The sequence below is a fragment of the Paenibacillus sp. GCM10027629 genome (assembly GCF_042676425.1).
Classification (GTDB): domain Bacteria; phylum Bacillota; class Bacilli; order Paenibacillales; family Paenibacillaceae; genus Paenibacillus_K; species Paenibacillus_K terrigena.
Genome location: NZ_JBHTGZ010000009.1, coordinates 435523 through 449325, shown reverse-complemented (window position 1 = coordinate 449325; position 13803 = coordinate 435523). Strand labels below are relative to the sequence as shown.

15 protein-coding genes are annotated in these 13803 nt (G+C 47.3%); 1 reads left to right on the top strand and 14 read right to left on the bottom strand.

Annotated elements, in window-relative coordinates; genetic code table 11:
* Positions 1–52: 52 nt before the first annotated feature.
* The 13 genes from ACFQZR_RS11355 to cymR form a co-directional block, all read right to left on the bottom strand.
* Complete coding sequence (locus ACFQZR_RS11355) at positions 53–1006, bottom strand: peptidase U32 family protein (RefSeq protein WP_379345830.1); 954 nt, start codon at positions 1004–1006, stop codon at positions 53–55.
* A 35-nt stretch (positions 1007–1041) separates the two neighbouring features.
* Positions 1042–2085, bottom strand: a complete 1044-nt coding sequence (mltG, locus tag ACFQZR_RS11350) for an endolytic transglycosylase MltG (RefSeq protein WP_379345828.1) — start codon at positions 2083–2085, stop codon at positions 1042–1044.
* A 243-nt stretch (positions 2086–2328) separates the two neighbouring features.
* Entirely contained in the window at positions 2329–2643 is a 315-nt protein-coding gene (locus ACFQZR_RS11345) for a DUF1292 domain-containing protein (protein ID WP_018757107.1), read from the bottom strand.
* 3 nt (positions 2644–2646) lie between these two features.
* On the bottom strand, positions 2647–2946 hold the full coding sequence (locus ACFQZR_RS11340; protein ID WP_018757106.1) for a DUF1292 domain-containing protein: 300 nt from the start codon (positions 2944–2946) through the stop codon (positions 2647–2649).
* Between the two features lie 12 nt (positions 2947–2958).
* Positions 2959–3378, bottom strand: coding sequence for a Holliday junction resolvase RuvX (gene ruvX, locus ACFQZR_RS11335; RefSeq protein ID WP_018757105.1), 420 nt, complete (start codon positions 3376–3378; stop codon positions 2959–2961).
* 12 nt (positions 3379–3390) lie between these two features.
* Complete coding sequence (locus ACFQZR_RS11330; RefSeq protein WP_018757104.1) at positions 3391–3651, bottom strand: IreB family regulatory phosphoprotein; 261 nt, start codon at positions 3649–3651, stop codon at positions 3391–3393.
* 131 nt (positions 3652–3782) lie between these two features.
* A complete protein-coding gene (gene alaS, locus ACFQZR_RS11325) occupies positions 3783–6410 on the bottom strand; it encodes an alanine--tRNA ligase (RefSeq protein ID WP_379345824.1) in 2628 nt (875 codons plus the stop codon).
* 380 nt (positions 6411–6790) lie between these two features.
* Positions 6791–7018, bottom strand: coding sequence for a hypothetical protein (locus tag ACFQZR_RS11320; protein WP_379345822.1), 228 nt, complete (start codon positions 7016–7018; stop codon positions 6791–6793).
* A gap of 413 nt (positions 7019–7431) precedes the next feature.
* Positions 7432–8499 (bottom strand): AI-2E family transporter, encoded by a 1068-nt coding sequence (locus ACFQZR_RS11315; RefSeq protein WP_379345820.1) that lies wholly within the window; start codon positions 8497–8499, stop codon positions 7432–7434.
* Positions 8500–8668: 169 nt separating this feature from the next.
* Positions 8669–8878, bottom strand: a complete 210-nt coding sequence (locus ACFQZR_RS11310) for a hypothetical protein (protein WP_018757100.1) — start codon at positions 8876–8878, stop codon at positions 8669–8671.
* A 12-nt stretch (positions 8879–8890) separates the two neighbouring features.
* Positions 8891–9415 (bottom strand): PRC-barrel domain-containing protein, encoded by a 525-nt coding sequence (locus ACFQZR_RS11305; protein WP_018757099.1) that lies wholly within the window; start codon positions 9413–9415, stop codon positions 8891–8893.
* A gap of 127 nt (positions 9416–9542) precedes the next feature.
* Positions 9543–10700, bottom strand: a complete 1158-nt coding sequence (locus tag ACFQZR_RS11300; RefSeq protein ID WP_379345818.1) for a cysteine desulfurase family protein — start codon at positions 10698–10700, stop codon at positions 9543–9545.
* 59 nt (positions 10701–10759) lie between these two features.
* Positions 10760–11179 carry a cysteine metabolism transcriptional regulator CymR gene (gene cymR / locus ACFQZR_RS11295; protein WP_018757097.1) on the bottom strand — a complete coding sequence of 140 codons (420 nt, stop codon included), beginning with the start codon at positions 11177–11179 and terminating at the stop codon, positions 10760–10762.
* A gap of 254 nt (positions 11180–11433) precedes the next feature.
* Between cymR and mnmA the strand changes: the two genes are divergently transcribed.
* Positions 11434–12561: a tRNA 2-thiouridine(34) synthase MnmA gene (gene mnmA, locus ACFQZR_RS11290; RefSeq protein WP_379345815.1), complete on the top strand. Its 1128-nt coding sequence runs from the start codon at positions 11434–11436 to the stop codon at positions 12559–12561.
* A gap of 92 nt (positions 12562–12653) precedes the next feature.
* On the opposite strand, the gene ACFQZR_RS11285 is transcribed toward mnmA, so the two are convergent.
* A complete protein-coding gene (locus ACFQZR_RS11285; RefSeq protein ID WP_379345813.1) occupies positions 12654–13799 on the bottom strand; it encodes an efflux RND transporter periplasmic adaptor subunit in 1146 nt (381 codons plus the stop codon).
* Positions 13800–13803 lie beyond the last annotated feature (4 nt).

The following is a 13803-nucleotide window of genomic DNA, read 5'->3' as shown; positions in this document are numbered from 1 at the left end:
AATTCACTTCCTGAAATACTTCGTGATCAAAAGACGACTTTTTGAACTTCCTCTAATACACTTGCTCTTTGAAGAAGAATCCAAAGGTTAGCTCACGTTCCGGATCTTGAACCTGTTGAATAGCTTCTAACCACTCGTCTTGGAACGTATAGTTCTCTGGATCAGCGATATATGCGTCAATGGCTTGACGATAAGCTCGAATCACCGTCTCGTTATATACATCTGATTTCATGAGTCCCTCGATCTTCAGACTATCGATCTGTCCTTCGAGCAGCTCATGGATATTCTCAATCATACAAATATCATCGGAACTCATAATATGCGTACCGTTCATATCTTCATAAATGGGATATTTCTCATCCTGACGTTCCTGCTCAATCAGGAATAACCCGCGATCTTTGGAGACATCTTGGCTGTGTACGTCTTCCGAAGCATGATTACGCTCATTCTGGTGCGACATATAGCTCTTCACCAAATTCCGCTTGGAATGATAAATGTTCGTCATCCCATGGACTTGAACTTCAACTTCCATATTCGGCAAATGTTCTTTCATCTCGATCACTTGCTCCATATTCAGCTCGCGAGCAGCAACGATCCGCTTCGCACCGCGTTTTGCCCAGTACGCAGCTGTCCGGTAGTTCGTTGACGTCATTTCGGCATTCCAATGCAGCTTCAGATCTGGAGCTGCCTCCCGTACGATCATCAGAACAGACGGATCACCGAAGACGATTGCATCAGCTCCGGCTTGCTGCACTTCCGCCAGATAGGCTGGAAGCTCTTCGAGCAATTGATTATCCATAATATTATTCACGGCGACATATATCTTCACGCCTGCTTGCTTCGCGATGTTTACCGCCTCACGGATATTTTCAATCTTGAACTCACCGGGGAGACGCATGCCGTACTTCTGCTCCCCGATGATCACCGCATCTGCTCCCGCTGCAATAAATTTCTGCAACTGTGGAATAGAGCCTGCTGTTACAAGTAATTCTGGTTTTTTGCTCATTTCACTTCACCTCTTGGACTCTCCACTATGCTTTCTTATTTCGCCATTTCTTTGCTCTTCTTAATATTCTCCAAATGTTCTTTGTACGTCACTGCGAACAAATGGCTCTGACTGCCGTCTTTCTTCGTCACATAATACAAATATTTCGAAGGCTCTGGATTTAACGCTGCTTCGATCGAAGCAAGACTCGGACTTGCGATCGGCCCTGGCGGCAATCCATCATGCAAATAGGTATTATAAGGACTTTCAATTTTCAAATCTTTATTGTACAGTCGATCCTTCGGCTTGTCGAACAAATATTGAATGGTCGCATCGATCTGAAGCGGTTTGTTCTGCTTAAGACGGTTATAGATCACACCCGCAACTAGCCCACGTTCAGAATCTACCACAACTTCTCGTTCTATAAGCGAGGCTACCGTCATCAACTGGTGGAAATTCAAGTTCTGGGCTTTCATTTTCTGTTCCCAATCGGATGGGAGAGTAGCCAGCTTCTTATCCAGCTCATTCAACATCCGCTGTATCATATCCTTTGCCGTGCTGCCCTTCTTGAGCTCATAGGTTTCAGGGAAGAGATAGCCTTCTAACTGATGTATCAGCTTCGCATCGGTTGGAATCTCCGTAGATGCCGGTAACTTAAATGCAGCAGCGTCATCTACAAGCTTAAGAAACTCCGCACGATCGACTTGATGATCTGCACTTAGTTTATCCGCGATCTGATTGATCGTATACCCTTCAGGAATCGTGAATCGGATGACTTCATCCGGGATCACATCCCCTGCATTCAACTTGGCAATAATCTCTTGATAAGTCAGACCCGGTGTTAACGCATATTTGCCTGCTTTGAACTTGGATCCTTCCTTATTGACCTTCAAATAAACCTTAAAAATAAGACTATTCTTAATGAGTCCTTCTTGCTCCAATACATCCGCAATCTTCGAAGTCCCCATCCCTTGTTTAATTTGAACCTCTTTGGCCTGCTCACTCGCTGATGTCGGCTGCATTTGAAGCCAGCCATATCCGGCACCGCCTATCACAATCACCAGCAAAATGATGACGCAGGTTAGGACAAATTTCTTCATTTTGTCCACCATTCCCCCTTTTTTCGCAAGAATATAGCAAGTATATCACATATGCACAACTCTTTAAATTTTAATAACCACCGAACACCCACAAAGTGGCGCTCTAGCTTTGATGCGATTCATGTACTTTGCGAGGACCCGATAAATCTAACCGAACCAAAAAGAGCGGAATAATCCGCTCTTTTGCAAGGTCGTAAATGAAGTTACATCTATCATGTGGTGCTATGATGGTAATCTCTGCCCTTAAGGCTCATCAATTGCATCTGGGAGCGTAAGTTCATCATACAGTTCCGAGATATTCTCCCATTCCTCATCATCCTCAATGGTCTCTAGCTCCGGCTGGCCATCTGCATTCACCATAACGCGGAAGATTTCTACATCTTCATCATCATGATCTTGCGATTGGAGCACAGCATAGCCATGCGCACCCAATTGAAATTCTTTGAGCAGACGATAGACGACAGCATGACCCTGGTCATCTGTAAGCTCGATATCATTTCCAAAGGCTTCCACAAGACGGTTCGTAAACACGACATCTCTCAACTGATAATAACTCATTTCTTAATTCTCCTCTTCCAGCTCACCAACGAGTGTATTGAAAGTCTCTTCAACCACTTGCCATTCTTCTTCATCTTCAATAATGAACAACTTCAAATCGTCGCCATCTTCTTCATAACGGAAGGCATAAACTTCATCCGCCTCTTCGTCTGTCGATTCAACCGGTACGACCATCATATACTTATTATCGGAACCATCCACTTCGAACTTCATGATGACTTCGAATTCTTCCTCATTGCCTTCATCATCCGGAATATAAATAATTTCTGGTTCTTCCATCTGTACTTCATTGTCCTTCGTCATCTGCAATCACCCTCACCTTTTCATTTTAGAATCCAAATAGTTTTGCAAAATCAACGTTGCTGCCATCTTATCTACGACTTGCTTTCTCTTCTTGCGGCTCACATCCGCTTCGACAAGCGTACGCTCTGCAGATACGGTGCTCAGCCGCTCATCCCAAAGGTGAACGGGGAGGTTAAAAGCTTCTTGCAACGTCTGGGCAAATGCCATACAAATTTCGCCACGGGGGCCGATTGTGCCGTTCATGTTCTTCGGAAGTCCGAGGACGATCTCGCTAACTTCATTAGCTTCAATCATCTCACCGATTCGCTTCAGCTCATCGCTGTCGCGCTTCCGATCAATGACATCCAGCCCTTGGGCCGTCCATCCAAACATGTCGCTTACGGCTACACCGATTCTCCGATCCCCGTAGTCCAGACCTAGAATTTTTGTCATCTGGTACTCCTGTTATCGATGCAGTTTGAGATACGAACGAACCAATTCTTCAATGAGTTCGTCGCGTTCCTTCTTACGTATCAAGCTTCGAGCATTGTTATGACGAGGAATATAAGCGGGATCCCCGGATAATAAGTAGCCTACAACCTGATTAATGGGGTTATAGTCCTTCTCCACCAAAGCATCATACACTTTTAGCAGAATTTCCTCAGAAGTAAACTCTTCTTCTTCTGCTTTGACGTTAAATTTCATGGTTGAATCCATCGATTCCATCGCCAACACCACCTCACTTCAATTCCAAAGCTTTCTCTCTATCATAACATATCATTGCCCACATTAAAATTCCATCTTCTCTAGGTGGTTCAAAAAGTCATGACGACTTTTTGAACCTTTTTTCCTTACGTTTACACCGTTTGTTTCGCTACAAGTTCCTCAGCAAATTTTAGTGCTTCGTCCAATTTGGATGGATCTTTACCGCCAGCTTGTGCCATATCCGGACGTCCGCCGCCGCCGCCGCCGCAGATTGCCGCAATCTCCTTGATGAGTTTGCCTGCATGGAATCCACGTTTGACCAAATCAGGGGAGACAGATACGACAATGTTCACTTTATCTTCTGCAACCGCACCAAGCACGAGAATCGCCGACTCCAATTTCACTTTGAGCTCATCGGCTACACCGCGAAGCGCGTCCATTCCGCTTGCATTTACTTTCGCTGCAAGAAGCTGCGCATCGCCAACTTGTTTCACTTGATCTGTAAGCTGACCCGCTTCAATGCTGCCAAGCTTCGCTTGCAGTGATTCATTCTCACGTTGCAATTCCTTGATCTGTCCGAATAATGCGTCAAGACGCTTCGGCACGTCGTTGATATTCGATTTTAAGAGAGAAGCGCTTTGCTTGAGCAGTTCAATCTGCCCATCCATATACTTATACGCATGACGACCCGTAAAGGCTTCAATTCTTCGTACACCTGATCCAATACCGCTCTCACTCACCAATTTGAATAAGCCGATTTGCGATGTATTGCGTACATGACAGCCACCGCAAAGCTCGATACTGTACGTACCGACTTGCACGACACGAACGACATCGCCGTATTTCTCGCCGAACAACGCCATCGCACCCATTGCTTTTGCGTCTGCGATTGCTTTTTGCTCAATCACAACATCTGTACCTTTCCAGATCTGCTCATTGACACGGCGCTCGATTTCCGTCAGCTCTTCCGCTGTTATGCTGCCGAAATGCGAGAAGTCGAAACGAAGACGATCGGTCTCTACAAGAGAACCTGCTTGGTTAACATGCTCGCCGAGCACATCTTTCAATGCACGATGAAGCAAATGCGTTGCTGTATGATTCTTAATAATATCTTCTCTAGCCGCCTTATCAACGGAAGCTCGCACGGTATCTCCAACACGAAGTGTACCCGATTGTACTGTCACTTGCTGCACGTGTTGACCAAGCGGTGCTTTGAACACACCCGCAACTTGTGCAACACCACTGTCATTAGAGATCGTTCCTAAGTCGCTAATCTGACCGCCGCTCTCTGCATAGAACGGAGTACGGTCTAAGATCAATTGACACACATGACCTTCTTCGACGGTATCAACAAGCGCATCATCCACAATCATACCGATAATTTGCGCCTGAATCTCCAATTCATTATATCCAACAAACTCACTTTTAGACGTAAAATCAGACAGGACGCCACCTTGCACCTTCATGCTCTCTGTCTCTTGGCGAGCTGCCCGTGCGCGATCCCGCTGCTCTTGCATGGAAGCGTCGAAACCAGCGCGATCCACAGTCAATCCATGCTCAGCCGCATAGTCTTCTGTTAAGTCGAATGGGAAGCCATACGTATCGTAAAGCTTGAACGCATCTGCACCACTGATCTCTGTCACGCCTTCTTGCTTTGCCTTATTGCTTAGCTGAGAGAGAATCTCTAAACCGTCGGACAATGTCTCATGGAAACGCTCTTCCTCTGTGCGAATCACTTTCTCGATGAATTCGCGCTTCTCGACTACTTCTGGATAGTACACGCCCATGATCTCGCCAACAACCGCAGTCAATTGGTACATGAATGGACGATCCATGCCGAGCAATTTGCCATAACGTACGGCGCGGCGCAATAAACGGCGGATGACATATCCACGGCCTTCGTTCGACGGAAGAACACCATCACCTACGGAGAAAGCAACCGTGCGCACATGGTCTGCAATGACTTTGAATGCAACGTCATGCTCGGCGTTCACGCCATATTTCACGCCTGCGATTTCGCAAGTCGCTTGAATGATCGGTTGGAACAGGTCCGTATCGAAGTTCGAATCCACATCCTGCAAAATGGAAGCGAAACGCTCAAGTCCTGCGCCTGTATCAATGTTCTTATTCGGAAGCGGCGTAAAGCTGCCGTCTTTGTTATGGTTGAATTGCGAGAATACCAAGTTCCACACTTCTAGGAAACGTTCATTCTCACCCACTGGCGTACATTCTGGATCCGATAGATCTCCGTACTTCTCGCCACGGTCATAGAAAATTTCCGTACAAGGTCCGCATGGTCCTTCACCGATATCCCAGAAGTTATCTTCCGTCTTGTAAATGCGCTCCGCTGGGATGCCGATCTTCTCATTCCAGAATTTATAAGCTTCCTCATCTTCCGGATAGACCGTCACGGAAAGGCGCTCTGGGTCGAAGCCGATCCATTTCTTGTCCGTTAAGAACTCCCATGCCCAAGTGATAACTTCTTCTTTGAAATAGTCGCCGATTGAGAAGTTCCCGAGCATCTCGAAGAACGTATGGTGACGGCGTGTCTTACCCACATTCTCGATGTCGTTCGTACGGATACATTTCTGCGAGTTCGCAATGCGCGGGTTCGCAGGCTTTACGCGTCCGTCAAAATATGGCTTTAGCGGTGCCATCCCCGCGTTGATCCATAGCAAGGATGGATCATTATGCGGTACAAGCGACGCACTTGGTTCAATTGTGTGGCCTTTGCTGGCGAAAAACTCTAACCATTTTGAGCGAATTTCACTGGCTTTCATTGGGGGATACCTCCAAGTTAAAATTTGTTTTTATAAAGGTGAGGGGGCGAGCTGTGTTACAGGCAAGTTGGAATGTCCGCTCGAAGAAATGGGTGAAACCCGGCCGCTCCGCGACTGAATCGTTCTTCCGATCGCTCTTGTCCCCAGATTTCTCTGATTGAACTAGAACACGAAGAGGTAGAAATCCGGGGACAAATGCGAACGCTATCGCTTCTCCAGTACGATTTCAGCCACTCCGCTGATATTCACCCATCTTCTCGCTATTCCAAGCCCTCCACGTCGCACGCCTCACCGTGGGATAAAAAAGAATTCGCTCCTCGGAGGCGCTTGGACCTCCGAGGCTCGGCGGACGCTGCGCCCGTCCGCCCTCACTGAGCTGCTTACACAAGGCTCTGCTCCGAAGCGTTACATGCACCTACATTGCCCGCAGCACCGCGCAGGGGCAATGTATTCTCTGCTTCAGAGCTTCGCCAAGAGACCACATTGAACGCAGCACCGCGCAGGTTCAATGCACAGCACTGCACCAACGTCCAAGCGGGTCCGAAGGACAGTAGCGCTCTCACCGCCACAGTAGCAGGAAAAAGCGCCTCTGCCCCGCACCTCGACAAACTTTGGGTGTCCAGAGGGGAACCCTTGGAATCCCCCTTTCAAAGGGGGACTTAGGGGGATGGCCCACGGCAAACACAAATAAACGTCCCCAAATAAATTCAGGGACGAAAAATCGCGGTACCACCCTGGTTATCCATCTGCTAGCAGCAGCTGGATCGCCTCGTAGAGCCGTTAACGGGGCCAACCGGCGAAGTTCATTCGCACTCCGAAATTAGCGTTCAACCGTCCTTCATTGCAGACTCTTACAGCCATCACAGCAGCATATCGTTAGAACCATATGGCTGGGAAGGAATCTGCTCTCTGAGCATAGGTGCGGCTTACTTGATTTCATCCACGTATTGATGAGTATAGACCATTTTTTCACAATAATATTAAAGTATATCGACCAAGCTGATTCCTGTCAAATAGCCCCTCAGATTGTCTTTCGCCTCACATAATAAGCAAAGAAATGTTGAAGAATGACCTTCATGACGGCGAAGAATGGCACGGCCAAAATCAATCCAAGCACACCCGCGATTTCACCGCCAACAAGCAATGCGAAAATGATTAATAACGGATGCATATGTAACGTGCGGCCAACGACCTGGGGTGAGATCACATTCCCCTCAAGGATCTGGCAGATTGTATTGATGATCACGACGAACAGGACCATTTTCCAAGAGACCATGAACGCCATGAGAATCGCAGGAGCAGCACCGAAAAACGGACCGAGATACGGAATAATATTGAAGATTGCGACGACACTGGCGAGCAATAACGGATATGGCATCCCAATCAACCAGTAGCCAATATAAGCGAGTACGCCAATAATTAGACAGACCAGGAATTGACCTCGAATATAGTTCCCTAGCGCCGAGTCAATATCTTTCATTAACTTGACGATCTGCTTCCGATGACTGCGAGGCACATACAGAATCACCGCCCGCTCGAATACTTCGAAATCCTTGAGGATATAGAAAATAAGAAACGGCACGATAAACGCAACCATCAGTAAATTAATCGTCTCGCCAATATTATTCATCAGACTCGAAATCGTGTGCGCAAGCTTCGTCTCCAGCTGCCCGATCCAATGAAAGATGCCAGAACGGATGCTCGGCGGCAGCAAAGAATGATTCAGATCCTGCACCAAGCTCTGTGCCTTCATATTCAACTCCGGCATATGCTCGCTTAACTCTTGCAGCTGCTTCATGAACATCGGAATCACATTCATGAGAATAACGGTAAGCGAAGTGAGGAATACCGCATAAATAAGTAAGACCGCCATCGTTCGCGGTACTTTTCGTTCCTTAAGCAGGTTCACAATCGGATTCAGCACATAAGCAATAATCATAGCGACCAAGAAAGGGGCAAGAACCGCCTTCACGAAATCATAGATTCCGACGATAATGGGCTTAATCTGCAGCAGCATGTACAAAATCAGCAAGCCCAGAAGCGTAAACACACCAAATATAAAAAATCGACTTTTCGTAAATCGCTCCATTTTCGTACATCCCCACCGTTCGGACTAGCATATAGATCAGTATATGTACCTGGTAGGGAATTTATAAGCCAAGCAGCAAAGACCAAAAACCCCTGTTCCGGATGACATGGATAAAGGCAGGCTTTCCATACCGAAACAAGGGTATCATGATTACACATTGTGTATGAAATTATGGAGAAACCTGAACCGAGGGGAAATCCTGCGGCACTTCCTCGCCAAAAAACAAATCATCCAATGAGCTGAGTGTCCCATCCTCTTCCACTTGGAAGACAGACATTTTCTCCCCGTTCACGGTAAGCTCAATAAAGCATCCCCAGCAGTAGAACTGGTGAGAACCAATCTTGCCGATATCCTTGGAGTTGCAATTTGGGCATCTCATCATAACATTCACCTATCCATTAACAGAAGTAATGATTTTCTCCAGACGTTGCTCAATGTCTACAGGAACCATGATGGCATCTTGACCAATCTGCAGCACGTCGGACACCCGTAGCCACTTGCGGCCTTCGATGAGATCTGAAATAAAACCATCCGTAATTTCTAAACCTATTATTGTATTACCCAATTTCTGGTCAACGTAAACATCGACAACACGACCGAGTTGATTTCCATCAGGTGTTAACAGTGGGAGATCGCGTATTCTGCGATCCCCGCACAGGAGTGTATATTGTATATCGACGGCGCTTCGCTTCTGAATCGCCTGTTTATTCGCAATCATCACGGCATCTTCGCCGCAAGCCGTTATCTCTTGCCACGGCACCATCCGAATGGGTGAAGTAGCGAACCACTTCTTTCCTTCCAGTTCAATTCCCTCCATCTGCCAATCTGGCGTCAGGTAGAAATCCTGTATTTTACCGACCCGTCTGCCGGTCTCAACTTCATAGATGGGTAATCCGATCATTTCTAGCAGCTTCATGATGCGTTATCAAGGTCCTCCTCATTTCGGTATAGCGGTCTGAACCTCGAATGCACGATACAACAGCATGTCCGACGGTCCTCCGAATGATGTGGATGGTTATCCCTCCTTGCCCACATAGAAACCCCTAACTTCTATTACGCAGCCGTGTGTAAATGGTTGCAATTTTCGCTATGGTTTCTTCCACATCTTCTATAGTATTGCCCAAACCGAAACTAAAACGAACCGCGCTGCGGAGAACTTCCTCAGGTAGATGCATCGCTTGCAGAACATGCGATATTTCGAGCGAACCTGAAGTACAAGCAGATCCGCTAGCTGCAGCTATCCCTTCCATATCTAAATTCATCAGCATCGTCTCAGTCGACACGCCGATCAAGCTGATATTCAGAATATGCGGCAAATGCTCGCTAACATGGCCATTCAGGACAACATGCTGAGCACCAAGCTGTGCTTGAAGCTGATCAAACATCGTATTTCGTAAATGGGAGGCAAATTGAATCTTATCATCGAGTGCATCTGTCGCAAGCTCCACAGCTTTGGCAAATCCAAGGATTCCGGCGATATTCTCCGTGCCCGATCTCCGTTTGCGCTCCTGGGAACCTCCGAACAGGAGAGGATCAATGGTTGTGCGGCGTGAAATATATAGCGCACCAACACCTTGGGGTCCATTAATTTTGTGCGAGGATAAACTCATGAGGTCCACGGGTAATTCCGACAAATCGAGTGGGCAAGCACCTAATGCCTGTACGGCATCCACATGAAATCGAATACCTTTCGATCTGGCCAGCTCGCCAATCTCACGAATCGGCTGCAGTGTTCCCACTTCATTGTTCCCGTACATGATGCTAATGAGCACCGTATCTGGGCGAATGGCAGCTTCGATATCTTCCAGTCGTACGCGTCCAGAAGTATCGACAGGTACGTAAGTAACCTCCACCCCCATGCGTTCCAATTGCTCACAGGCATGCAGCACAGCATGATGTTCAATCTGCGATGTGATGATATGCTTCTTGCCCGTACGATCTCTCTCGTACGATACTGCGCCGAAGAGCGCCATGTTGTCGCTCTCTGTTCCACCCGCTGTAAATACCAGTTCATTCGGGTGGCAACGAAGTCTTGCCGCAATACGATCTCGCGCTTGATTCAGATACTGCTTCGTTTCACGACCGATCCGATGGACGCTAGAGGCATTACCGAAATGCCCCTGCATATATCGCGTCATCTCCTCCACAACCGCTGGATGCATCGGCGTCGTTGCAGCATGATCTAAATAAATATATGACATTTTCATTCACCTGCTGTCTATTAACTTACTCACAATTCGATGGTTACCGCAGCTGCAGCTTAGATATAGAACATGTAATTATCCAGCGCACCTTCATCTTTGAAATTGATCAGGTCAGCGAGCGTCGTGGAATCGAGCACAAGAGCAATACTGTCCCGAATTCGAAGCCACAAATCACGCTTGGCAGGATCGTCTTCTTCCGTAAAATCAACCGGCGAGATCGGTCCTTCCAACACACGAATGACATCGCCTGCCGTAATCTGTTCTGCTTCCTTCGAAAGGATGTAACCGCCGTATGCGCCGCGAACACTTTTCACAAGGCCCGCATTGCGAAGCGGAGCAACCAATTGCTCCAAGTAATGCTCCGACAATTGATTCTTCTCTGCAATACTTTTCAAAGAAATAGGCCCGTCACCGAACTTGGCTGCGAGCTCCATCATGATCGTTAAGCCGTAACGGCCTTTTGTTGATATTTTCAAAAAGAGCACCTCTCTCATCACTTCAATAATTTAAAGCATTGTATTCCGATAATTCCAATGACACACCTGTGTTTATCGTAACATATTTATCATCGTTATGGTCAAAAAAACATCAACCTATTCACGAAAATGTTGTGACATCTAAGTTCTATGCACATTATTCGATGAAAATCAAATGTTATGTTACAATATACTCAAAGTTCTACATTTGCAAGGCAGACCTTTTGAAATATAGGAGAGAAATGGTGATAACGATGTCAAATTCGAATTCGAACATCCGTGTCATCGTCGGCATGTCAGGCGGCGTCGATTCTTCGGTTACCGCTCTGTTACTCAAAGAACAAGGCTACGATGTCATCGGAATATTCATGAAGAACTGGGATGATACAGATGAGTTCGGACACTGCACGGCAGAAGATGATGCAGAAGATGTCCGTCGCGTCTGTGAACAAATCGGCATTCCTTATTATACAGTCAATTTTGAGAAGCAATATTTCGATAAAGTATTCTCTTATTTCTTAGACGAGTACAAACGCGGACGGACACCAAATCCAGATGTCATGTGCAACCGCGAGATCAAATTCGGCGAATTTTTGCAGAAAGCAATGGATCTAGGCGCAGACTATCTGGCTACTGGGCACTATGCGCGTGTCGTAGAGGAAGATGGCGAGTTCAAGCTGCTTCGCGGCGTTGACAGCAACAAGGATCAAACTTATTTCTTGAATGCACTCAATCAACAGCAGCTTTCCAAAGCCATGTTCCCGATCGGTCATCTGCCGAAGAAGGAAGTCCGTCGGATCGCAGAAGAAGCTGGACTTGCTACAGCGAAGAAAAAAGACAGTACAGGCGTCTGCTTCATCGGCGAACGAAACTTCAAGGAGTTCCTCAGCAATTATCTGCCTGCCAAATCCGGCAATATGGTCGATATTCGCACCGGCGAGATCAAAGGTCGCCACGACGGCTTAATGTACTATACCCTCGGTCAACGCCAAGGGCTAGGTATTGGCGGTTCCGGTTCGGGTGAGCCTTGGTTCGTGGCAGATAAGGATCTCGAACAGAACATTCTCTATGTCGTCCAAGGGGATCAGCACATCAGTCTGTATTCGCACGGCCTCACGGCGACAGGGATCAACTGGATTCGGGGTAACCGCACGATCCATCCAGGCGAATCCATGCGCTGCACAGCGAAATTCCGCTACCGTCAGCCCGATCAAGGCGTCACGATCACTTGGTTAACGGCAGACACGGCTGAAGTGAAATTCGATCAACCGCAAAAGGCCGTTACACCAGGACAAGCCGTCGTCTTCTTCGATGGCGATGTATGTCTTGGAGGCGGAACGATCGATCAGGTGCATAAAATGCAGCCGGAGCCAACTGTATAGACAAACGTCCGCTACACGATAAAAATCCGTTAGCTATATACGAATAACCGCCCAGACCTAACGAGTCTGAGCGGTTATTTCGCGTATCTTAATTACATTCGAACCTTATTTCCCTCCTGCAGCGGCTCGCTGCTTTCTAATATCACTTGATCCTGTTCGAACAGTCCTTCGGTTATGGCAGATTCATGATCATTCGCATCCACGACAGTAATCGATGCTCTCTGGACATAGAACGCATTGCCAAGCGGACCGTTCCGCTCTTCTACCCGATAGACGTACTTTCCGCTTGAATCTTCATGTATCGCTTGATTTGAGATCAGCAGCGCTTCCGCGGCTGTCTGTCTCACCAACTCCACTTGAACATTCTCGCCGCCTTTCCAGCCTTCGCCTTGGATCGTGATGCGCAGACGCTTCATAGGCGCGTTCGGAGACGTCCCCCCGCCTGCATCGCCACTGCTCAGCTCTGTACCGTTCCCATCTTGAATATCGGCAAGCACACCTTCGACTTGCTCCACTTGGCTGCCATTCACTTGGACATCAAGCCTATCGCCTATCTTCAAGAAGGATGCCATTTTCGCTGGAACCCATACTTCCGCATCATATCCAAGGCTCCCATTCGAGATTCGCACATCAGGTCCCTTACTGGTGGAAGATAGACCTTCTATCGCGCCCACTTCCGTGATCATGCCGTCAAACGGAGCCACCAATGTTCGACTTTTCGTCAAATCCTCCTGCATTTTTTGGATTTTACGCTGCTGCACATCCAGATCAATTTTGCTGGTATCGATTTGGCGTTTCGCGCCCTTTATTTGCAGCTCATCCCCACTCTGGACTGCCATAATATAGCTGCTCTGCTGCTCCTCTATGGCAATCTTAAGCTTATGAAGACTCGCTTGCTCGTCTAAGATCTGTTGTTCCGCATCGGTGCGATCATATATCACGAGTTGCTGTCCCTTCTTTACCACATCCCCTTTCTTGACTTTTATCTTCTTCACGATACTGCTTGTTGGATTCGCCAATTCCATTTCCGCACGCCACTTCAATATTCCACTACCCTTAAATGTGTGAGTGAGTTGTCCAGGCTTCGGCTCGATGACCGCGACTTTAGGCAATGTCAGCGCCATGATCGTATTGCCAAGCAGCGTAAAGGCAATCAGTACGAAAATGAACAATATTGCAACGATTCGAATCGTTCGTTTGCGTCCCATTACCGCTTGTTCGGCAGATTGTAACTGCATGGTA

Bases quoted from the DNA above. Each gene is read 5' to 3' on its own strand.
- ACFQZR_RS11355 (WP_379345830.1), bottom strand. From the start codon at position 1,006: ATGAGCAAAAAACCAGAATTACTTGTAACAGCAGGCTCTATTCCACAG.
- mltG (WP_379345828.1), bottom strand. From the start codon at position 2,085: ATGAAGAAATTTGTCCTAACCTGCGTCATCATTTTGCTGGTGATTGTG.
- ACFQZR_RS11345 (WP_018757107.1), bottom strand. From the start codon at position 2,643: ATGAGTTATTATCAGTTGAGAGATGTCGTGTTTACGAACCGTCTTGTG.
- ACFQZR_RS11340 (WP_018757106.1), bottom strand. From the start codon at position 2,946: ATGACGAAGGACAATGAAGTACAGATGGAAGAACCAGAAATTATTTAT.
- ruvX (WP_018757105.1), bottom strand. From the start codon at position 3,378: ATGACAAAAATTCTAGGTCTGGACTACGGGGATCGGAGAATCGGTGTA.
- ACFQZR_RS11330 (WP_018757104.1), bottom strand. From the start codon at position 3,651: ATGGAATCGATGGATTCAACCATGAAATTTAACGTCAAAGCAGAAGAA.
- alaS (WP_379345824.1), bottom strand. From the start codon at position 6,410: ATGAAAGCCAGTGAAATTCGCTCAAAATGGTTAGAGTTTTTCGCCAGC.
- ACFQZR_RS11315 (WP_379345820.1), bottom strand. From the start codon at position 8,499: ATGGAGCGATTTACGAAAAGTCGATTTTTTATATTTGGTGTGTTTACG.
- ACFQZR_RS11310 (WP_018757100.1), bottom strand. From the start codon at position 8,878: ATGAGATGCCCAAATTGCAACTCCAAGGATATCGGCAAGATTGGTTCT.
- ACFQZR_RS11305 (WP_018757099.1), bottom strand. From the start codon at position 9,415: ATGAAGCTGCTAGAAATGATCGGATTACCCATCTATGAAGTTGAGACC.
- ACFQZR_RS11300 (WP_379345818.1), bottom strand. From the start codon at position 10,700: ATGTCATATATTTATTTAGATCATGCTGCAACGACGCCGATGCATCCA.
- mnmA (WP_379345815.1), top strand. From the start codon at position 11,434: ATGTCAAATTCGAATTCGAACATCCGTGTCATCGTCGGCATGTCAGGC.
- ACFQZR_RS11285 (WP_379345813.1), bottom strand. From the start codon at position 13,799: ATGCAGTTACAATCTGCCGAACAAGCGGTAATGGGACGCAAACGAACG.